The organism is Actinoplanes sp. NPDC000266, assembly GCF_042899005.1.
In the GTDB taxonomy this organism is placed as follows: domain Bacteria; phylum Actinomycetota; class Actinomycetes; order Mycobacteriales; family Micromonosporaceae; genus Actinoplanes.
Window position 1 is genome coordinate 59290 of record NZ_JBIAZI010000014.1, and the last position, 19160, is coordinate 78449.

21 protein-coding genes are annotated in these 19160 nt (G+C 70.5%); 15 read left to right on the forward strand and 6 right to left on the reverse strand.

Translation table 11 applies throughout. From position 1 onward, the window contains the following. The first annotated feature begins 465 nt into the window (after positions 1–465). Positions 466–1629 (forward strand): SigB/SigF/SigG family RNA polymerase sigma factor, encoded by a 1164-nt coding sequence (locus tag ACFY36_RS42770; RefSeq protein WP_499751659.1) that lies wholly within the window; start codon positions 466–468, stop codon positions 1627–1629. Here the strand turns inward: ACFY36_RS42770 and ACFY36_RS42775 are convergent, their stop codons facing one another. Genes ACFY36_RS42775 through ACFY36_RS42790 form a run of 4 tightly spaced genes read right to left on the reverse strand, consistent with a single transcriptional unit; the run spans position 1630 to position 6026 of the window. Then, positions 1630–2355, reverse strand: a complete 726-nt coding sequence (locus ACFY36_RS42775) for an ATP-binding protein (protein WP_499751660.1) — start codon at positions 2353–2355, stop codon at positions 1630–1632. 58 nt (positions 2356–2413) lie between these two features. Continuing rightward, positions 2414–4267, reverse strand: a complete 1854-nt coding sequence (locus tag ACFY36_RS42780; RefSeq protein ID WP_499751661.1) for a CheR family methyltransferase — start codon at positions 4265–4267, stop codon at positions 2414–2416. A gap of 20 nt (positions 4268–4287) precedes the next feature. Next, positions 4288–5289, reverse strand: a complete 1002-nt coding sequence (locus ACFY36_RS42785; RefSeq protein WP_499751662.1) for a chemotaxis protein CheB — start codon at positions 5287–5289, stop codon at positions 4288–4290. Continuing rightward, entirely contained in the window at positions 5286–6026 is a 741-nt protein-coding gene (locus ACFY36_RS42790; protein ID WP_499751663.1) for an ATP-binding protein, read from the reverse strand. Before ACFY36_RS42790 ends, ACFY36_RS42785 begins: the two co-directional genes overlap by 4 nt. A 121-nt stretch (positions 6027–6147) precedes the next feature. On the opposite strand from ACFY36_RS42790, the gene secA2 reads away from it, so the two are divergent. The 8 genes from secA2 (at position 6148) to ACFY36_RS42830 (ending at position 13598) form a co-directional block, all read left to right on the forward strand. After that, positions 6148–8442 (forward strand): accessory Sec system translocase SecA2, encoded by a 2295-nt coding sequence (secA2, locus tag ACFY36_RS42795; RefSeq protein ID WP_499751664.1) that lies wholly within the window; start codon positions 6148–6150, stop codon positions 8440–8442. A 263-nt stretch (positions 8443–8705) separates the two neighbouring features. After that, on the forward strand, positions 8706–9179 hold the full coding sequence (locus tag ACFY36_RS42800; RefSeq protein WP_499751665.1) for a winged helix-turn-helix domain-containing protein: 474 nt from the start codon (positions 8706–8708) through the stop codon (positions 9177–9179). 11 nt (positions 9180–9190) lie between these two features. After that, on the forward strand, positions 9191–9823 hold the full coding sequence (locus tag ACFY36_RS42805; protein ID WP_499751666.1) for a nucleoside/nucleotide kinase family protein: 633 nt from the start codon (positions 9191–9193) through the stop codon (positions 9821–9823). A gap of 167 nt (positions 9824–9990) precedes the next feature. Next, positions 9991–10410: a TraR/DksA family transcriptional regulator gene (locus ACFY36_RS42810; protein WP_499751667.1), complete on the forward strand. Its 420-nt coding sequence runs from the start codon at positions 9991–9993 to the stop codon at positions 10408–10410. A 69-nt stretch (positions 10411–10479) separates the two neighbouring features. Then, on the forward strand, positions 10480–11361 hold the full coding sequence (locus tag ACFY36_RS42815; protein ID WP_499751668.1) for a DUF72 domain-containing protein: 882 nt from the start codon (positions 10480–10482) through the stop codon (positions 11359–11361). A gap of 305 nt (positions 11362–11666) precedes the next feature. Further along, positions 11667–12158 carry a UTRA domain-containing protein gene (locus tag ACFY36_RS42820; protein WP_499751857.1) on the forward strand — a complete coding sequence of 164 codons (492 nt, stop codon included), beginning with the start codon at positions 11667–11669 and terminating at the stop codon, positions 12156–12158. A 58-nt stretch (positions 12159–12216) separates the two neighbouring features. After that, positions 12217–13005 (forward strand): aquaporin Z, encoded by a 789-nt coding sequence (aqpZ, locus tag ACFY36_RS42825; RefSeq protein ID WP_499751669.1) that lies wholly within the window; start codon positions 12217–12219, stop codon positions 13003–13005. Beyond that, positions 13002–13598, forward strand: a complete 597-nt coding sequence (locus tag ACFY36_RS42830) for a sugar O-acetyltransferase (RefSeq protein ID WP_499751670.1) — start codon at positions 13002–13004, stop codon at positions 13596–13598. Before aqpZ ends, ACFY36_RS42830 begins: the two co-directional genes overlap by 4 nt. Here ACFY36_RS42830 and ACFY36_RS42835 read toward each other — a convergent pair. Both ACFY36_RS42835 and ACFY36_RS42840 read right to left on the reverse strand, forming a co-directional pair. After that, positions 13583–14371 (reverse strand): aminotransferase class IV, encoded by a 789-nt coding sequence (locus ACFY36_RS42835; RefSeq protein WP_499751671.1) that lies wholly within the window; start codon positions 14369–14371, stop codon positions 13583–13585. The two genes, ACFY36_RS42830 and ACFY36_RS42835, sit on opposite strands and share 16 nt — an antisense overlap. Positions 14372–14381: 10 nt before the next feature. Next, positions 14382–15134 (reverse strand): DUF72 domain-containing protein, encoded by a 753-nt coding sequence (locus tag ACFY36_RS42840; RefSeq protein WP_499751858.1) that lies wholly within the window; start codon positions 15132–15134, stop codon positions 14382–14384. Positions 15135–15230: 96 nt separating this feature from the next. Here ACFY36_RS42840 and ACFY36_RS42845 point away from each other — a divergent pair, with 96 nt between their 5' ends. The 6 genes from ACFY36_RS42845 to ACFY36_RS42870 all read left to right on the forward strand — a co-directional run bounded on the left by ACFY36_RS42845 (position 15231) and on the right by ACFY36_RS42870 (position 19152). Then, positions 15231–15476, forward strand: a complete 246-nt coding sequence (locus ACFY36_RS42845) for a hypothetical protein (RefSeq protein WP_499751672.1) — start codon at positions 15231–15233, stop codon at positions 15474–15476. Positions 15477–15490: 14 nt separating this feature from the next. Further along, entirely contained in the window at positions 15491–16729 is a 1239-nt protein-coding gene (locus ACFY36_RS42850; protein ID WP_499751673.1) for a cupin domain-containing protein, read from the forward strand. A 70-nt stretch (positions 16730–16799) separates the two neighbouring features. Next, a complete protein-coding gene (locus tag ACFY36_RS42855) occupies positions 16800–17207 on the forward strand; it encodes a response regulator (protein ID WP_499751674.1) in 408 nt (135 codons plus the stop codon). A 126-nt stretch (positions 17208–17333) separates the two neighbouring features. Then, a complete protein-coding gene (locus ACFY36_RS42860; protein ID WP_499751675.1) occupies positions 17334–17513 on the forward strand; it encodes a Flp family type IVb pilin in 180 nt (59 codons plus the stop codon). 68 nt (positions 17514–17581) lie between these two features. Next, the gene (locus ACFY36_RS42865; protein WP_499751859.1) at positions 17582–17950 is read left to right on the forward strand and encodes a TadE/TadG family type IV pilus assembly protein; all 369 of its coding nucleotides are present in this window, start codon (positions 17582–17584) and stop codon (positions 17948–17950) included. Next, positions 17938–19152 (forward strand): pilus assembly protein TadG-related protein, encoded by a 1215-nt coding sequence (locus tag ACFY36_RS42870; protein ID WP_499751676.1) that lies wholly within the window; start codon positions 17938–17940, stop codon positions 19150–19152. The genes ACFY36_RS42865 and ACFY36_RS42870 overlap by 13 nt, the downstream gene beginning before the upstream one ends. Positions 19153–19160: the final 8 nt, after the last annotated feature.

The window sequence follows — 19160 nt, forward strand, 5'->3', positions numbered from 1 at the left end:
CCGGCTGGGCTTGCCGGTGGCGGACCGGCCGGCGGTGAAGGGCAGGCTGTTCGGTTCGGTGGTGGGTTCGACGACGCGCCCAGTGGGCTCGGGATGCGGGCGGCCGAAGCCGTGCCGAACCGGGCTCCCGGTGAAGGCGCCGGTGGGGGACAGCTCAACCGGCCGCCCGCGGCCGCTCAAGCGACCGGCGCCAACAACGGTGCCCGGGCCAATCGGCCCCGGCTCGAAGCTCCCAACATGGGGCAGGTCAATCGGCCGCTCGAGGGTGGGGAGGAGCCGGGCCCGGCGTCCGCCTGACGGGGGAAACTTGGTTGCAGTCGTTCAAGTGTTTGAGGTCTCGGCACGCCGGGCAGTAACGTCGCCGAGAGGGTGGCTGGGCCGATGACCTGGGCTGCCCGACAAGCGTGCGACCGGGGGGTCGTGTCCCGATGGGGCCGGGCGGTTCGGTCGTCGAGGGGAGAGCCGATGTTCGCGCGCGACGTGAAGAAGGCTCGACAGCAGGACCTGCCGGGGCGGAAGGCCGGTGACGGGCTCGACGACCTGGACGCCGCCGCTCTGGCGTACGCCGAAAGGGCGCAAGCCGCGCCGGAGAGTGAGCGGGCCGCCCTGCGCGAGCAGCTCACCCGGCTGTGCCTGCCCTTCGCCGGGCGGCTGGCCCGCCGCTATCGCGGGCGGGGCGAGACCTTCGAGGACATCGAGCAGGTCGCCCGGCTCGGGCTCGTGAAGGCCGTCGACCGCTACGACCCGGAGCGCGGGTCCTTCACCGCGTACGCCGTCATCACCATCTCGGGGGAGATCAAGCGGCACTTCCGCGACAAGACCTGGGGTGTTCACGTTCCGCGGCGGCTTCAGGATCTCAGCCTCGAGGTCGGGCACGCCACCATGGTCATGACCAGCATGCTCTCCCGTACGCCGACCGCCGCCGAGATCGCCGAGCGGCTGCACGTCGACGTCAGCGCCGTGCTCGAGGCGATGGAGTCGTCGGCCGGATACGCGCCCTCGTCGCTCAACGCGCCCATGGGTGGTGAGGGTGCGGCCGAGTTCGGCGACATGATCGGCGGCGTCGACAGCGACCTGGAGCTGGTCGACGACAAGGTGACCGTGGCCGACCTGCTCATGCGGCTGCCGGCCCGGGAGCGGCGGATGCTGGCGCTGCGGTTCTACGGCAACCGCACCCAGGCCGAGATCGCCACCGAGCTGGGCATCTCCCAGATGCACGTGTCGCGGCTGCTCACCCGCGCGCTGACCTGGCTGCGGGAGGCCATGCTGAGCGACGTTCCGCCGCGCTGGGAGGGCGCCGAGTCGCGACCCGAGCGCAGCCCGATGGAGGTCGTCACCACCCGCGAGGGCGGCGTGGTGCTGGCCCGGGTGCGGGGCGAGGTCGACCGGGACACCGCCGAGCGGCTGCGCCTCGGGCTGCGGCACGCCATCGGCATGGCCGGGGACGAGCCGGTGGTGATCGACCTGTCGGCGGTGCCGCTGCTCGACGCGGCCGGCATCGCCGTGCTGGTGGACGCCGCGTCGGCGGCGTCGGTGGCCGAGGTGAAGCTGAGGCTGAGCGGCGCGCAGCCGTACGTCGCCGGAATTCTGGCCGTGACCGGCCTGGCCGGTCTGCTCAGCGAGAGCTGATCAGTCGCGGGGGCGGGCCAGCGAGGCCCAGACCACCTTGCCGTCGGCCGACGGCATCCAGCCCCACGCGTGGGCCGACGCGTCGACCAGCAGCAGCCCGCGGCCGCGTTTGAGGTCGGCGGCGGCCGGGCCGGGGCGGATGGGCTCGGCCGGCGAGCCGTCCCGTACGGCGATGTTCAGATAGCGCGGGCGCAGCGACAGGCGCAGCGTCATCATCGTGTGCGCGTGGTCGACCACGTTGCTGACCAGCTCGTTGGCGATCAGGCTGGCCGGCGCGATCAGGCCGGGCAGGTCCCAGCGCAGGCAGGCCTCGGTGGCGACGTCGCGGGCGTGGCGGGGCGCGCCGGACAGCGGCAGCAGCTCCTCGGAGAGGGCCGGCAGCGCGGCGCCGACCTGTTCGCGGGCGGCTTCGAGGCCGCCGAAGACGGGCAGGCGATAGTAGGCCGGGCCGGTCAGCAGCTCGTGCACCCGCGGCTGGGCGCCGTAGATCAGCACCGGGATGCCGGGCCAGCGGGTGGCCTGGCGGCTGGCGGCGGTGAAGACGGCCAGGGCCAGCGGCTGGTCGACGGTCATCGCGGAGACGTCGACCAGCAGCGCCTCGGGCTGCTCGGCGAGCGCCTTGAGCAGGCGGGTGTGCACCCCCGAGACGTCGGTCAGGCCGAGGGTGCCGCTCAGCCGGACGATCAGTTCGGAGCGGGTGCCGGTGACCTCGAAACCGACGGCCATGTCCCACCTCCTGACCCGACCGCACGCCGGATACCCCGGCCGACCATGGACAAACCGCTCAGGCCGATTCCGTGGCGGCGGTCTCCATGACGATGATCGCACCCTCGGGGCGCGCACCGCCCTCGCGACGGCGCAGGGGGGTGCAGGCCACCCGTACGGAGATCGACTTGCCCCGGCGGTTGACCGCGTCGACCTGCATCTCGGCCACCTCGCCGTCGGGACCCAGGGCGCCGCGCAGCAGCGGGCGCAGATGGTCGATGGGCAGGCCGATGTCGAGGTTCAGGAAATGCTGGCCGATCACCTCGCCCGAGCGCAGGCCCCACAGGTCCTCGGCGCGCCTGTTCCACATGCGGATGCGCAGGTCGGGGTCGACCACCGCGACGCCGGCCTGCATGCTGGTCAGCACGGTCTCGAGGAACTCGTTGGCCTCGTCGAGCTGGGTGCTGCTGATCCGCAGCTGGTCGTTGATGCTCTGGAGCTCGTCGTTGGTGGACTGGAGCTCCTCGTTCATGGTCTCCAGCTCCTCGTTGGTCGACTGGAGCTCCTCGTTGGTGGTCTCCAGCTCCTCGACCGTGGACTGGAGCTCCTCGTTGGTGGTCTCCAGCTCCTCGTTCGTCGACTGGAGCTCCTCGTACGCGGCCTCGAGCTGCTGGTTGGCGTGTTCCAGCTCGTCCTTGAGGCGCCGGGACGCGGTGACGTCGTGGAAGATGACGTTGACGCCGAGAAGGCTGCCGTCGGCGCCCGCCAGCGGGCTGATCTGCACCTCGAGGTTGAGCTGCTCGGTTCCGCGCTGGAACTCCACGTCGGAGATGCGCAGCGTGCGGCGTTCCAGCTGGGCCTGCTCGATGAAGCGGCGCAGCTCGACCGGGCGGTAGGAGAGCTCGAGGTCGCGGAACGGCCGGCCGATGTCGCGCGACGAGACCCCGAAGATCGTGTCGAGCTGACGGTTGGAGAGCGCGACCATGCCGTCCGAGGTGAGCGCGAGCTGGGCCAGCGGGCTGGCCGCGAACGCCTCGTTGCGCAGCTCGTCGAGGCCGGTCACGGGCAGGCTGGTGGTCGGCGCCGGCTCGGCGAAGGCGACACCGGGGGTCGCGTAGAGGCGGGGGACGCGGCGGAACACGCGGCGTTTGAGGTCTATCGGCGTGAACAGGCTGCCGTGGCTGAGCAACATCTCGGCCTTGCCGAGGAAGAGAACACCGGCGTCGCGCAGGGCGAAGTGGAACCGGCCGAGGATCTTGGCCTGGGTCTCGGCGTTGAAGTACATCAGCGTGTTGCGGCAGGTGAGCAGATCGATCCGGGAGATCGGGGCGTCCTGCACCAGGTCGTTGCGGCCGAAGATGACCGAGCGCCGCAGGTCTTTGCGGAAGGCGAACCGGCCGCCGGCGGCCGGCTCGAAGTAGCGGTCGACGAGATCCTCGGGCACGCCCTGCATCTGGCGCTCGCCGTACGTGGCCTGGCGGGCCTCGTTGAGCTGCTCCTCGTCCACATCGGTGGCGTAGATCTTGACGCGCTCCTTGAAGCCGTCGACCCCGAGCACCTCGGCCAGGGCGATCGCCAGCGTGTACGCCTCCTCGCCGGAGGCGCAGCCGGCACACCAGACGCGGATCGGGGCGTTGTCGGCCTTGCCCTCGACGATCGGGGTGAGGACCTCCTTGGACAGGTAGTCCCACGCGTCGGCGTCGCGGAAGAAGGCCGTGACGTTGATCAGAATCGTGTTGAAGAGCGCGGTGAACTCGTCCGGGTGCACCTGGAGGAAATCCAGGTATTCCTGGTAGTCGCTGGCGTTGACCTGGCTCATCCGGCGGCTGACTCGCCGCATCAGGCTCGACCGCTTGTACCCGGTGAAGTCGAAACCGCGAGACTCTTTCAGATAGACCAGCAGCGCTTCGAAATTCGGGTCCGTCGGCTGCACGGCAAAGACGCTACCGTACGTCATGCCGTGTGCAGCGGGCCGTCGGTCGGCGTGCCGAGCCGGTCGATGAGTTTACGGATGGTCGAGGCGGCGGATTCGGACTCGTTGGCGATGTCGTCGAAGCGGGCGCCACTGCCCGAATGCCGGGAATGCGCCATGCGGCGGCTCAGCGCGGATTTCTCCTCGAGCGCCCGCAGCGCTATCCAGAGGGCGCCCTCGAGCGCGACCGCCTGCTCGTCGAGCAGGCTCTCGGGCGACCAGGCGTGCCCCACGCGGCAGCGGAACCGGGGGAGCGGGTCGGACTCGATCTGGAAGAGGCTGCCGCCGCACGAGGGGCAGCCGTATCCGGCCGGCTCGGCCACCTCGTCGGTGGTGGGCGCGTCCTGGCGGAGGTCGGACACCGCGACCTCGAAGTCGAGGAGTCGGTCGCGCGGCGGGCGTGAGTCGGGCAGGTCCATGTCGGCCATCCCGGTGAGCAGGGCCCCGATCTTGGCGACCGGGAGGATGTGGTCAGGAGTGACCCGGGCGATGGCGGCCTGGGGCATCCACGGGCAGAGCGCGTCCTCCGGATCCTGCACGACCGTGGCGCCGCCCTGCGCGGAGATGGCGGCCAGCCCGGCCGCGCCGTCGTCGCGCGAGCCGGAGAGCACCACGCCGGCGGCGCGGGGACCGGCGGCCCGGGCCACCGAGCGGAACAGCGGGTCGATCGCGGGGCGGTGCCCGTTCTCGGACGGGCCGCGGGTGAGCCGGATGTGGCCGTCGAGCAGCAGCAGGTGGTGGTCGCTGGGCGCGACGTAGATGTGGCCCGGCGCCAGGGCCGCCCCGTCGGCCGCGGTGACCGCCGGCAGCGGCCCGCTGCGGGTCAGGATGGCCGGCAGGGCGCTCGGCGCGGAGCGGGCGATGTGCAGGACGACCAGGATCACGCCCGGGAAGTCGGGACCCAGACCGGCGACCAGGGAGCGCAGGGCCTCCACGCCTCCGGCGGAGGCGCCGACTGCCACTACGTCGCGATGCTGGCTCACGAGGCTCCGGGGGTCAATTGCGTCCACACGACTTTACCGTCGGACACCGGGAGAACACCCCACGCGTCGGTCAGATCGCGCACCAATCGCAACCCGCGGCCGCCGGCGTCGGTCACCGCGGCCTCGGTCGGCTTCGGCATCCGGCGGCTGTGGTCGCGCACGCTCATGCTCAGCCGCCCGTCGCGCAGGGCGGTCACCGTGAACTCCATCGTCGTGTGCGCGTGCCGCACGACGTTGGCCACCAGCTCGGTGGCGATCAGCGCGGCGACCGCGGACAGCTCGCCGCGCTGCCACGTCGCGCAGGCCTGGATGACCAGGGTGCGCACCTGGCGGCAGGCGTCGGGCACCGGCCGGAGCCGGACGTGCAGGCGCGGCGGCCCGGGCTCGGTGGCGCCCTCGGCGATCGCCTCGTCGCAGTCGTCGGAGAACGTGAGGCTCTCGCAGGAGGGCGCTTCGACGACGGTCTCCCGGGTGTGCTCGTCGGCGCCGCAGACCACGATGGGCACGTTCGGCCATTCCGCCGTCTCGCAGACCGCGGCGCTGAGCGCGGCCAGCCCGAGCGGATCGCCCACCCGCATCTCGGCCACGTCGAGCAGCAACCGGCTCGGCCCGGTGGCCAGGCGCAGGCGGATCGCCTGCTGCAAGGCGTCGCCGGTGAGCTGGTCGAGCGTCCCGTTGATCCGCAGCACGGCGACCGGGCCCGCCTGTTCGGGCCGGCACACCAGCTGATTCGGCAAGGTGTTTCCCTCCACCCGTGGTCCGTCGGGGGATGGTGCCCGCACCGGGGCGCCCACAAACGTCCGGAAGGCGGCGGTGTCGTGACCTAGCGCTCAGGTAAATCGAGTACCGTTGCGCGCCATGGGTGTGTCTCAGCGGCTGAAGGGCCGTTTCCGCAAGTTTCTGCAGCGTCCGGGCACCACGGTCGACCTCGCGCCGCTCCGCAAGAGGTTGCCGGCGATCGAAGCTCACGCGGAGGCCCTCAGCGAGCTCGACGACGAGGCGCTGACCGCGGCGGCGAACGAGGCGAGCGACTACGCCGAGATCTGCTCGGTCGGCCGGGAGGCCGCCTGGCGGGCTCTCGAGCAGAGGCCGTACGACGTTCAGCTGCTCGGCGCGATGGCGCTGCTCGACGGCCGGGTCGCCGAGATGGCCACCGGTGAGGGCAAGACGCTGACCGCCACCATCGCCGCGTTCGGTCACGTGCGGCTGGGCCACGGCCCGGTGCACATCCTCACTGTCAACGACTATCTGGCCCGCCGCGACGCGGAGTGGATGGAGCCGGTCTACAAGCTGCTCGGCCTCACGGTCGGCTGGGTGACCGAGGCGTCGACCCACGACGAGCGCGTCGAGGCGTACAAGGCCGACGTCACCTATGTGTCGGTCAGCGAGGGCGGCTTCGACTATCTGCGCGACCAGCTGGTCACCGACGTGGAGGACCGGGTGCAGCGGGAGCTGGCCACGGCCATCGTCGACGAGGCCGACTCGATCCTGATCGACGAGGCCCGCGTGCCCATGGTGCTGGCCGGCAGCCTGTCGTCGGAGAGCGACCCGGTGCACGAGGCGGCCGACCTGGTCCGCGACCTGATCAGCGGCAAGGACTACGAGGTGGCCGAGGACGGCCGCAGCGTCGCCTTCACCGAGGCCGGCCTCAAGAAGGTCGAGGAGAAGCTCGGCGGCGTCGACCTCTACGCCGACGACCAGGTCCAGCAGCTGTCGGCGGTGAACGTCGCGCTGCACGCCGAGACGCTGCTGAGCCGCGACGTCGACTACATCGTGCGCAACGGCTCGGTCGAGCTGATCGACGAGATGCGCGGCCGGGTCGCCCAGCGCCGGCGCTGGCCCGACGGCCTCCAGGCGGCCGTCGAGGCGAAGGAGGGCCTGAGCGCCACCGCCGAGGGCGAGGTGCTCGACACGATCACCGTGCAGGCGTACATCGCCCTCTACAAGACGGTCTGCGGCATGACCGCGACCGCCGTGCACGTCGGCGAGCAGCTCCGCGAATACTTCAAGCTCGAGGTCGCGGTCATCCCGTCGAACGCCGAGAACATCCGCGAGGACGAGCCCGACCGCATCTACTCGGCCCACGACACCCGCGACGAGGCGCTGGTCGAGGAGATCAAGATCGCGCACGACAAGGGCCGCCCGGTGCTGGTCGGCACGCTCGACGTCAAGGCGTCCGAGCTGCTGGCCAAGCAGCTGGCCGCGGCCGGCGTGCCGAGCAGCGTGCTCAACGCCAAGAACGACGCCGAGGAGGCGGCCATCATCGCCGAGGCGGGCGCGCTGGGCGCGGTCACCGTCTCGACCCAGATGGCCGGCCGCGGCGTCGACATCCGGCTCGGCGGCAGCGACGAGGCCGACCGCGACCAGGTGGTCGAGCTGGGCGGCCTCTACGTGATCGGCGCCGGCCGGCACGACAGCCGCCGCGTCGACGACCAGCTGCGCGGGCGCGCCGGCCGCCAGGGCGACCCGGGCGGCTCGGTCTTCTTCGTCAGCCTCGAGGACGAGCTGGTCACCCGCCACGCGGGCGACATCCTGCCGGCCTCGCCGCGGATGGACATGGACGGCGTCGTGCACGACGACCAGGTCAATTACGCGGTCGAGCATGCCCAGCGGGTGGCCGAGGGCGTCAACCACGAGATCCACCGCAACACCTGGCGCTACAGCGTCGTGATCGAGCAGCAGCGGGTGGCGCTGGCCGAGCGCCGCGAGCGGCTGCTCACCTCCGAGGTCGCGGCGATCATGCTGCTCGAGCGCTCGCCCGAGAAGGCCAAGGAGCTCGACGAGGACGTGCTCTCCGAGGCGGCCCGGGCCATCGCGCTGTTCCAGCTCGACCGGCTCTGGGTCGACCACCTGGCCTACCTCTCCGAGGTGCGCGAGGGCGTGCACCTGCGGGCGCTGGGCAAGCTCGACCCGCTCGACGAGTTCCACCGGTCGGCCGTGCCGGCGTTCCAGACGCTGCTGCTCGAGGTCGAGAAGCGCACGATCGAGACGTTCGAGGAGACCGATTTCGAGGATGGCTGGGAGCCCGACCGCGCCAAGATCGTGCGACCGAGCGCCACGTGGACCTATCTGGTGCACGACAACCCGTTCGGCTCCGAGCTCGACCGGCTCATCGCCGCGGTGGGCCGCCGCCTGATTTCCAGCAACGACTGACGACCGCGCAACAAAGAACGCCGGGCGGCCCGCCCGGCGTTTTTTGTGTGGTCCTTGTCTCAGAAACGCCTGTTCGGCGACCCTTAATCAGGCTGACAGAATCCGTTCGGAAAATGCATTTCCGGTGAGGCAAGCTGATTCTGGAACGGATTTCCCACACTGTGGTTGCCGGGTTGACCAGGCATACCCGAAACCGGAAATATCGTTCGCGGTTTACGGAGTGTGATCAGTCGTATTCGCGTTTTCAGGGGGCTGAAACAGAAATGCCGGTCAATGCGCTTGATAGACCGCCCGCTCTCACGCTGACCTTGGCGATCCCGCTCACCGGCGACACGCTCAGCCCGCAGGCCCGCCGATTGATCGAGGCCGTGCGCGAGCTGGTGGAGGACAATCAGGGCACCATTGCGGTCGAAGAGGAGGCGGCGGGAAGCGGCCCGGAGATCCGCCTGCTGACCGGCAGCCGCCAGGTGGTGCTCGACGGCGAGGTGCTGCCTCTGACCCGCCTCGAGTTCGATCTCCTGCTCTTCCTGGCCGAGCGGCCGCGCCGGGTCTTCACCCGCGGGCAGCTGCTGTCCGGCGTCTGGGGATACGACCACACCGGCGAGCGCACGGTCGACGTCCACGTGCGGCGGCTGCGGCTCAAGCTGGGCGGTTCGGTCCCGGTCATCACCACGGTGTACGGGGTGGGCTACCGCCTGGCCGACGACGCGCGGGTGATCGTCCAGCCGTACGAGTAATCTTGCTCCGCGTGCGTGTGCGACCCGTCTCGACCGGCAACCTCGTGAATGAATTGGCCGATTTCCTGATGAGTCGGGAACCCGACAGTTACCTCCGAGTTGCGGTGGACGGCCCGGCTGCGGCCCGGCCCGGCGATCTCGCGGATTCCCTGGTGGATCCGCTGAGGGAGCGCGGCCGCCCGGTAGTGAGGATCGACACCTCCGACTTCCTCCGGCCGGCCTCGGTGCGGCTGGAGTTCGGCCGGGACAATCCCGACACTTTCTACGCCGGCTGGTTCGACGAGGCCGGTCTGGCCCGCGAGGTTCTCGACCCCACCGGGCCCGGCGGGCCGGGCCGGGTGGTGACCAAATTGTGGAACGCGTCGACCGACCGGGCGGCCCGGTCCCCGTACGTCTCGCTCGAAAAGAACGCGGTGGTGCTGGTCAGCGGCCCGTTGCTGCTCGGCGGGGGTCTGAGCTTCGACGTGACGGTGCACCTCGAGATCAGCGAGGGCGCGCTGCTGCGCCGTACGCCCGAAGCGGAACGCTGGACGGCGCCGGCCTTCCGCCGCTACGCCGAGGAGGTCGCGCCCGCCTCCTTCGCCGACATCGTCGTCCGGATGGACGATCTCCGCCGTCCGGCGCTCGTCGAAGAACGTTGGTGAAGCGAGTCTGTAGCGCGACCGACCACTGACAGTTATGCTCCGGTTACTTTTTCAGCGGAGGCCCCGTTTGGGATCTCCGGCGGCGGGTATCAGGCGGCACCACGGTGCGATGGGGTCGTTTCCCGGGGGAACCCACCGGTAGGGGCAGAGGAAGGGCAGGGGAGCGCATGCTCGTCAATGGAGCGGTTATCACGGGTAAGGGTGCCGCCAAGGTGGGGCGTACGCCGGAGGAGATCGAGCAGATCCGGGTCATCCTGCGCGGCCGGTTCGAGGACATCAACGCCGAGTACGAGGAAGCGGTGGCCGAGAACCAGAAGCTCCGGCTGGTCGAGATCGGCGACGCCGCCGGTGACGACCAGGCCGACAGCGGGTCCAAGACGGCCGAGCGCGACGCCGCCACGTCCCTGCTGCGGACCCTTCTGGACCGGCGCACCCAGGCCGAGCACGCCATGGCGCGCCTGGACGACGGCTCGTACGGCAACTGCGAGGGCTGCTCGAACCCGATCCCCTGGGAGCGGCTCGAGGTCTTCCCGTCGGCGACCACGTGCGTGCACTGCAAGCAGAACCGCGAGCGCCGCGCGGGCTGAGACCACCAGCGTTCCGGGTCCGTCGCTCGTCGAGCGGCGGACCCGGCCTATCGGGACTAGCTTGGGCCCATGGGCACGATCGAGGTCGGTACGGCGTCCTGGACGGACAAGACGCTGCTCGCCTCGGGCTGGTACCCCGCCTCGGCGGACACGCCCGAGAAGCGGCTGGCGTACTACGCGAAGCAGTTCGGAGTGGTCGAGGTCGACTCGACCTACTACGGGCCGCCGGCCGAGCAGACGACCCGGCTGTGGGCGCAGCGCACGCCGGACGGCTTCACGTTCAACATCAAGGCCTTCAGCATGCTGACCGGCCATCCGACGAAGGTGTCGGCGATCTACAAGGATCTGCGCCCCGAGACGGACAAGAAGAACGTCTATCCGGGCGATGTGCCGCCACAGACGTACGAGGAGATCTGGACCCGTTTTCTCTCGGCCCTTGATCCGCTCGTCGAGGCGGGCAAGCTCGGCGCGGTGCTCTTCCAGTTCCCGCCCTGGTTCGGGATCAAGAAGTCCAACAAGGAATATCTGCTCGAGGTGGCGTCGAGGTGCAAGCCGTTGCGCCCGGTCTTCGAGTTTCGCAACGCGTCGTGGTTCGACGGCGCCAATCAGAACGAGACTCTGGACTTCCTGCGCGCCCACAAGCTGCCGTTCGTCGGCGTCGACATGCCGCAGGGCCACAAGTCGTCGGTCCCGCCGATCCTGGCCGCCACGTCAGACCTGGCGGTGGTCCGCTTCCACGGCCACAGCGACAAGTGGACCAGCAGGGACATCCACGAGAAGTTCGGCTACGACTATCCGAGGAAGGAACTGGCGTCGTGGGCGCCGCGCCTGAAGGAGCTGGCCGCCGAGGCCGACGCCACCCAGGTCTTCATGAACAACTGCTACTCCGACTACGCCCAGCGCAACGCCGGCACCTTGATCGACCTTCTGGCCGGCGAAGACGCAAGCTGACCGGTGAAGACCGGTCGGAGGCCAGAGTGGCCCTCGGCTCCCCGGCCCACCCGGTCAGAACAGCAGCCGCTCGCGCAGCGTGGTCCAGCGAATGATGCGGCTCGGGTCAGGCTCTCCGCGCGGAGCTCGGCCAGCTCATGGTCGTTCATGGTGTTCGCAAGGTGGCGGGTAGGCTATTCCGACCCGCCAACTCCTGAGTTCGATCTGACCACCACAGGTCCTGAACACCATGGGTGCACCGGCATACCGAGAGATCGCCGATCAGATCAAGGCCGACATCGAGGAACGGCGCCTGACTGAGGGCGATCGGCTGCCGACCGTTCAGGACGCGGACACCGGGGACAGGATCCGCGTCGTGCACGTCGAGGTCGAGGAACAAGCGGCCCCCCGAGCACATCGCGGAAGCGCTCGGCGTGCCGGCCGGGGCGGCCGTTCTGGTCAGGGCACGCCGCTTCGCTGTCGAAGACCGGATCGTGCAGATCGCGACGAGCTTCATTCCGTTGGACGTGGTGGCGGTCGCGCCGGCCATCGCCTACACGGGTCCCGGCCCGGGCGGCATCTACGCCCGGATGGAAGCGGCGGGGATCGGGCCGGAGATGTTCCAGGAGCGGCTCGTCTTCCGGGCGCCCACAGCGGCCGAGGTGACGGCACTGTCGCTGCCCCGGGGCGCGTGGGTAGTGGCGATCACTCGGCGCGCCTACGCCGCCGAACGCCGATGCGTCGAGGTGAACGACATGGTGCTGGACGCCGGCGCATACGAACTGGAGTACATGGTCAGCGCAACGCCGGCACCTTGATCGGCCTCATCCGCGAGGGGTGATGACCTTCGGGGCCGGGGCGGCGACGGTGGATCTCGTGGGAGATCATGACGTGGCGGCGGTGGCGGAGGCGACACTCGGCAGGCGGCTGGCGGCCGAGTTTCTCGGGACGTTCTGGCTGGTCTTCGGTGGGTGTGGCGCCGCCGTTCTGGCCGCCCGCGCGCCCACCGGTATCGGCATGCTGGGCGTCGCTCTGGCCTTCGGGCTGACGGTGGTGACCATGGCGTACGCCGTCGGGCACCTCTCCGGCGGACACTTCAACCCGGCCGTGACGCTCGGGCTCTGGCTCGGCCGCCGCACCCGGTCACGTGACGTCCTGCCGTACATGGCCACCCAGGTCGTGGCGGCCATCGCGGCCGCGGCCGTGCTCCTCGTGGTGGCCGAAGGCCGCCCGGGCTATCGCCTCGATGTCGACGGGCTCGCCGCCAACGGGTACGGCGCCCACTCGCCGGACAGGTACACCGTCGGGGCCGCCTTCCTCGTCGAGGCGCTGCTGACCCTGGTCTTCGTGCTGATCATCCTGGGGGTCACCGATCGCCGGGCGCCGGCCGGGCTCGGGCCGCTCGCCATCGGGCTCGCGCTGACCGTCATCCACCTGATCAGCATCCCCGTCACCAACACCTCGGTGAACCCGGCCCGCTCCACCGGGCCCGCCCTGATCGCCGGCGGCTGGGCTCTGGCCCAGCTGTGGCTGTTCTGGCTCGCGCCTCTGCTGGGCGCCGCCGTCGCCGGCGTCGTCTACCGGCACCTCACCGGCGAGACCGGGGCCGAGCCCGTGGCCGCCGAGGGCCAGGACGTCGTGGAGGGTGAGAAGATCATGCGGTGACGCTTGAGGAGCAGCGGGAGCGGATGCTCTCCGGGCTGATGTACGACGACCTGACCGCGGAGCTCGTCGAGGCACGGCAGCGGACCGTGCTGCTGACCGACGAGTACAACGCGAGCTTCGGGCGGCCCCAGGAGGAACGGTCGGCGATCCTGGCGCGCCTCTTGAAGACGGCCGGGCGGGACTGCCATTTCGAGCCGACCTTCCGGTGCGAGTTCGGCTTCAACATCAGCGTCGGCGACCACTTCTACGCCAATTTCGACTGCGTGATGCTCGACGGCGGCGGCATCACCATCGGCGACCACGTGCTCTTCGGGCCCCGGGTCGGCGTCTACACCTCCAACCACGCCATCGACGCGGGGGAGCGGGCGGCCGGCGGCTGCTACGCCAAGCCGGTCACGATCGGGAACCGGGTCTGGATCGGCGGCGGGGTCACGATCAACCAGGGGGTGACCATCGGCGACGGCGCGATCGTCGGCTCGGGCAGCGTGGTCACCCGCTCGATCCCGGCCGGTGTCATCGCGGCCGGGGTGCCGGCCCGGGTGCTGCGGGAGATCACCGCCGCCGACCGGACCGGCTTTCAGAGCTCGTCGTAGGGCACCGACTTCCACGTGTCGCTCAGCAGGGCCGTCAGGCGGTCGCTCGACGGGTAGGCCTGGTTGTCGATCCAGGCGATCGGCTGGGCCGGGCAGGCCGAGTTGACCGCGACCGCGCCGGTGAGGGCGGGCAGGTCGGCCTGGGGGACCGGGCGCAGCGTCCACGGGACGCCGTTCATGGTCATGGCGATCTGGAGCAGGACCATGGTGGTGCCGCGCAGCATCGGCGCCTGGGGCCAGATCACCTGCTCGCCGTCGTGGAAGGCCACGTTCCACGTGCTGCCCTCGCTGACCAGGCCGGTGTCGCCGACGAACAGGGCGTCGTCGTAGCCGTCCCGCACGGCCTGGCGGCGGGCGACGAACAGGCCCATGGTGGCCGAGTGTTTCTGCTCGGGCCAGTCCCGGCGGTGGCTGTCCGTGCGTACCCGCAAAGGTTTTGTGGGGTCCGAAGGACGTGGATCGCTGACCGCGACCACGACGTCGGGCGGGCTGCCCTCCTCGGGACCGGTGACGAACGAGACCCGGACCGAGGCGTCGCGGTGACCGCCGAGCGCGTGGTGGATGAGCGAGACCACGCGGGCCTCGTCGTCGACGCCCATCTTCCAGCCGAAGAACTCCTCGTTGCCGTCGGCCAGGCGGGCCATGTGCAGCGCCAGGCCCTTCACCGCGAGCGACCGGACCTGCATCGAGGTGAAGTGGCCATAGTTGATCGTGGCCAGCCGATGGGTCTCGGCGAGGTCGGGGACGTGGCCGTTCAGCTCGAGATTGCGCACCTCAGCAAGCCTACGGGCGGGGGTTGATCTCGGGGGTGCGGGTGCGGCCGAGGCCACGCCGATCGGCCTCGGCGGCCAGCGCGGCCGCGTCGATCACCGCCGCGCCGCCGGGGTCGTTGTTGAAGAAGACATAGCTTTCCCGTACGCCGGTGAGCCGCTCCGCCCACGTCCGCAGCGCCGCCCGGCCGTATCGTGGCCACGGCTTGGCCCGGCCCTCGTGCAGCCGCAGATAGACGAAGTCGGTGGTGATCCACAGGGGAGCGATAGGCCGGCTCCGGCGATCCGCCCAGCACAGCGCGGCCCGTCTTTGCCGCAATAAGTCACATAGATCGGGCGTGAACCACGAGTCGTGCCGAGGTTCGACGACAACCCGGACATCCGCGGGAAACAGGCTCAAAGTCGCGTCCAGGGAAGTCAAGTCCGCTTTGAGGGTGGGCGGGAGCTGGATCAACACGGGACCGAGCTTGTCGCCGAGCCCTTCCGCCCGGGACAAAAAACGCGAAACGGGCTCGTCCGGGTCCTTGAGCCGCTTGATGTGGGTGAGATAGCGGCTCATCTTCACCGCGACGCGGAAGTCGCCCGGCGTCCGTGACCGCCACTGTTCGAACGTCTCCCGCGACGGCAGACGGTAGAAGGCGTTGTTCACTTCCACCGTCTGGAAACGCTCCGCGTAATGCTCCAGCCAGAGCCTCTGCGGCAGCCCGGCGGGGTAGAGGCCACCACGCCAGTCCTTGTACTGCCACCCCGAGGTGCCGATGTGCATCACGTGAGCTCCGATACCCCGATCCCCGCCGGGTTAGACGGGATGATCACGGGGTATGGCGGGGTCCCACGCACCACGGACCCACAAGGAGCTCTCATGTCTCTCAGCGACGACGACATCACCACCACCTCGGGCTCGGCCACCGGCGAGGGCCCGGCCGACGGCGGCGCCAACCCGGGCGGCCACGACGGCGGCGCGGACGGCTCGGCCGAGGGTCCCGCGGACGGCGGCGCGAACCCGGGCGGCCACGACGGCGGCGCCGACGGCTCGGCCGAGGGCCCGGCCGATGGTGGCGCCAACCCGGGCGGCCACGACGGTGGCGCCGACGGCTCCGCCAACTGATCAGGAACACCGGGATGACGATCGACGCGCCGGGCGAAAGCCCGGCGCTCTCCCGCGCCGTGGCGGTGGAGCCGGGCAAGTTCGCCGCCGCCTACTGGGGCCGCGTGCCCCTGCTCTCCCGGGCCGCCGAGCTGGCCGGCCCCGACGGCTTCGCCGACCTGCTCTCCCCGGCCGCGGTCGACGAGCTCCTCTCCCGCCACGGGCTGCGGACCCCCTTCCTGCGGGTCGCCCAGCGCGGTACCGTGCTCCCGGCCGGCCGCTTCACCGGCGGCGGCGGGGCCGGGGCCGAGATCGGCGACCAGGTCATCGACGACAAGGTCATGCGGTTGTACGCCGAGGGCGCCACCCTCGTGCTCCAGGGCCTGCACCGGCTCTGGCCCCCGCTGATCGACTACAGCCGCCGGCTCGGCGCCGAGCTGCGCCGCCCGCTGCAGGTCAACGCCTATCTGACCCCTCCGCAGAGCCAGGGCTTCAGCACCCACTACGACACCCACGACGTCTTCGTCCTGCAGGTCGACGGCACCAAGCGCTGGCGCCTGCACGAGCCGGTGCTGGCCGACCCGCTGGAGAAGCAGGCCTGGGGCGGCCGGGCCGACGAGGTCGGCGCCACCGCCGAGGGCGAGCCCGCCCACGACATCCTGCTCGAGCCGGGCGACGCGCTCTACCTGCCCCGCGGCTGGCTCCACTCGGCCGAGGCGCAGGGCGCCCGCTCGCTGCACCTGACCATCGGCGTCCGGGCCATGACCCGCTACGCCATGGTCGAGGAGCTGCTCGGCCTCGCCCTGGACGACGCGCGCCTGCGGGCCACCCTGCCGTACGGCGTGGACGTCTCCGATCCGGAGGCGATCGAGCCGGAGCTCACCGAGACGGTCGAGGCCCTGCGCGACTGGCTGAGCACGGTCGAGCCGGCCCAGGTGGCCGAGCGGCTGCGCGCGCGGGACTGGCCGTCGGCCCGCCCCGAGCCGGTGAGCCCGCTGGCCCAGCTCGACTTCGCGGCCGGTCTCGGGCCGGACGACGAGATCCGGGCCCGCGAGGGCCTGCGCTGGCGGCTGGCCGGCGACGGGGCCGAGCACGTGGTGCTGCGGCTGGTGGGGCGCACGATGCGGTTCCCGGCCTACTGCGCGCCCGCGCTGCGGCTGGCTTTGAGCGGTGCGCCGGTCCGGGTCGGCGATCTGCCCCTTCAGGACGACGCGGACCGGATGGTGCTGGCCCGCCGCCTGCTGAACGAGGCGCTCGCCGTACCCAATGTCTGAGAATTAAACGGCCGGGTTCTTCGCGGAACCCGGCCCGTGACCCCCGCGGTCCTCGCTAGCGTGGATCTCGATGTGGAACCGTACGGAACGGACCGGACCGGTCGTCCTCCTGGTCGAGGACGACGAGGATCTGCGTGAGATGACCACGCAGATGCTCGAGATGCGCGGCTTCGATGTGCTCGCCGCCAAGGACCCGGTGACCGCGATGATGACCTGCCGCGTGCACAGCGGACGGATCGACGTGCTCCTGACCGACCTGGGCCTGCCCGGCGTCTCGGGCGGTGAGCTGTCGCGCTCGGCCGCGGCCGTCCGGCCCGAGATGAAGATCGTCTACATCTCCGGCATCCCCGAGGACATCGCCGTCAAGAAGGGCATGATCCGCGCCGGATCGCCGTTCCTGGCCAAGCCGTTCAGCGCCGACGTCCTGGCCGGCACGCTGCGCGCCGTTCTGGCCCAGGGCTCGACGGCGTCACGCTGATCCGGATAGCAACCGACGGCGACCACCCTGCAACCATGATCGATCTCAAGCAGACCTTTCGTCTCCCGATGTGTATGGCAACTGGCCACCGGAACCGGTCGCCACTGATACCTGGGGGACAACACCATGGAATTCTTCAAGATGCTGGTCACCTACGTCCGCGCCGCCCACAAGTCGGACGAGGGCGCGACCGCCGTCGAGTACTCGATCCTGGCCGCGCTGATCGCCGGTGGCCTCGTCGCCACCCTGGGTCTGCTGCGCGACGACATCAAGGGCATGATCGAGAAGCTCATCGCGGCCATCTGACCGATCGCCCGCCTTCGCGCCGCGGGCCGGTCCCTAGGGCCGCCCGCGGCGATCGCGGTGTCGCGGCGATCGAGTTCGCGATCGTCCTGCCGCTGCTCCTGCTGATCCTCTTCGCGATCATCGACATGGGGCGCTATCTCCAGCAGTACATCCAGCTCACCGAGGCCGCCCGCGAGGGCGCCCGGACGGGCGCGCTCAACGGCACGGTCACCGAGGTCAAGAACAAGGTCCAGGGCATCGTCGGCACGGGGGTCGCGCTCCAGTATCCGAGCGGCCCGGCCGTCTGCGGCACCGGTGTCGTCGACTCGTCCGTGACCGTCACCCGGACCTTCGACCCGGCCACCCCACTGTTCAAACTGCTTGTGCTGTACGGCGGCACGAGCCAGCCGGGCGCCCACACGATCAAGGCCATCGGGGTGATGTCGTGCCTCGGCTGACCTCCCTCGTGCCCCGCCGCCCCGGCGAGGACCACGACCACGGCGCGATCGCCGTCGTCGTCGCCCTGTTCCTCAGCATGAGCATCCTGCTGGGCATGGGCGCCGTCGTCATCGACGTCGGCCTGCTGTACGCCGAACGCGAGCAGCTGCAGAGCGGCGCCGACGCCGCCTCCTGGAAGGTCGCGCAGGCCTGCATCCTCAAGAAGGCCGACTGCACGGTCCCGGCGCAGACCCTCAACGCGCAGGCGTACGCCTCCAAGAACGCCAAGGACGGCCAGGCGGGCGCGCAGATCTGCCTGGACAACAGCAACTGCCCCACCACCTGGAACACGGCCACCACGTGCCGTCCCCAGCCCACCGTCACCGGCAACGGGCACCAGGTCGAGGTGCGCACCACCACCCTCAACACCGACACCACCACCCTGATCCCGCCGCGGCTCGCCCAGACGCTGGTCGGCGGCACCTACAAGGGCACCAAGGTGGGCGCGTGCGCCCGGGTGGCGTGGGGAGTGCCGGTGAACGCCAGCGTGCTGGCCCTGGCCATCTCCAAGTGCGACTGGGAACGGCTCAGCGGCAACGGCGACAAGCTTCTGCGCCTGCCGGTCCTCGACCCGCTGCTCGGCGGGACCGGCCTGCTCGGGCTGCTCGGCCTCGGCCCCCCGCAGAACTTCTCCATCCCGGTCAACAACGGGATCCTGTCCGGCTGCAAGAACACCACGGCCGACATCCTGGCCGGTAACCCCAACGGCTACGCCTGGCTCACGCCCCACGCCGACGCCAACTGCCGCACCACCATCGCGCCGGCCGCGACGGTCGACCTGTGGATGTACACCGGACTGCTCGACCTGGCCGGCGCGATCAAGTGCTTCAACGTGATGAACCAGGTCATCGCCAAGGGGCAGGCGGTCCTCGTGCCGATCTTCGACAAGGTGGTCGGCGCGCTCAACCTGCTGCCGGCCGCCTTCCACATCGTCGGGTTCGCGCCGTTCGTGCTCACCGGCTACGAGACCCTGATCTCCGGGCTCACCGGCACGCTGTCGACGCTGTTCAGCGATGGTCTCAACTCGCTGCGGACGACCGCCTGCGCCCTTCAGACGTGCATCTACGGCTATTTCACGCGATCAGTGATCACGCAGCGCTTCCCGACCACCTTCGGCACCTCACCGGACTACGGAGTCCAGGTGATTGGCCGTACTGGGTGACCGTTTAC

What these genes read in the sequence shown, in the direction of transcription:
- ACFY36_RS42840 (WP_499751858.1), bottom strand. Translation starts at nt 15,134, where the DNA reads ATGCACATCGGCACCTCGGGGTGGCAGTACAAGGACTGGCGTGGTGGC.
- ACFY36_RS42855 (WP_499751674.1), top strand. Translation starts at nt 16,800, where the DNA reads ATGTGGAACCGTACGGAACGGACCGGACCGGTCGTCCTCCTGGTCGAG.
- secA2 (WP_499751664.1), top strand. Translation starts at nt 6,148, where the DNA reads ATGGGTGTGTCTCAGCGGCTGAAGGGCCGTTTCCGCAAGTTTCTGCAG.
- ACFY36_RS42810 (WP_499751667.1), top strand. Translation starts at nt 9,991, where the DNA reads ATGCTCGTCAATGGAGCGGTTATCACGGGTAAGGGTGCCGCCAAGGTG.
- ACFY36_RS42775 (WP_499751660.1), bottom strand. Translation starts at nt 2,355, where the DNA reads ATGGCCGTCGGTTTCGAGGTCACCGGCACCCGCTCCGAACTGATCGTC.
- ACFY36_RS42850 (WP_499751673.1), top strand. Translation starts at nt 15,491, where the DNA reads ATGACGATCGACGCGCCGGGCGAAAGCCCGGCGCTCTCCCGCGCCGTG.
- ACFY36_RS42860 (WP_499751675.1), top strand. Translation starts at nt 17,334, where the DNA reads ATGGAATTCTTCAAGATGCTGGTCACCTACGTCCGCGCCGCCCACAAG.
- ACFY36_RS42770 (WP_499751659.1), top strand. Translation starts at nt 466, where the DNA reads ATGTTCGCGCGCGACGTGAAGAAGGCTCGACAGCAGGACCTGCCGGGG.
- ACFY36_RS42800 (WP_499751665.1), top strand. Translation starts at nt 8,706, where the DNA reads ATGCCGGTCAATGCGCTTGATAGACCGCCCGCTCTCACGCTGACCTTG.
- ACFY36_RS42815 (WP_499751668.1), top strand. Translation starts at nt 10,480, where the DNA reads ATGGGCACGATCGAGGTCGGTACGGCGTCCTGGACGGACAAGACGCTG.
- ACFY36_RS42845 (WP_499751672.1), top strand. Translation starts at nt 15,231, where the DNA reads ATGTCTCTCAGCGACGACGACATCACCACCACCTCGGGCTCGGCCACC.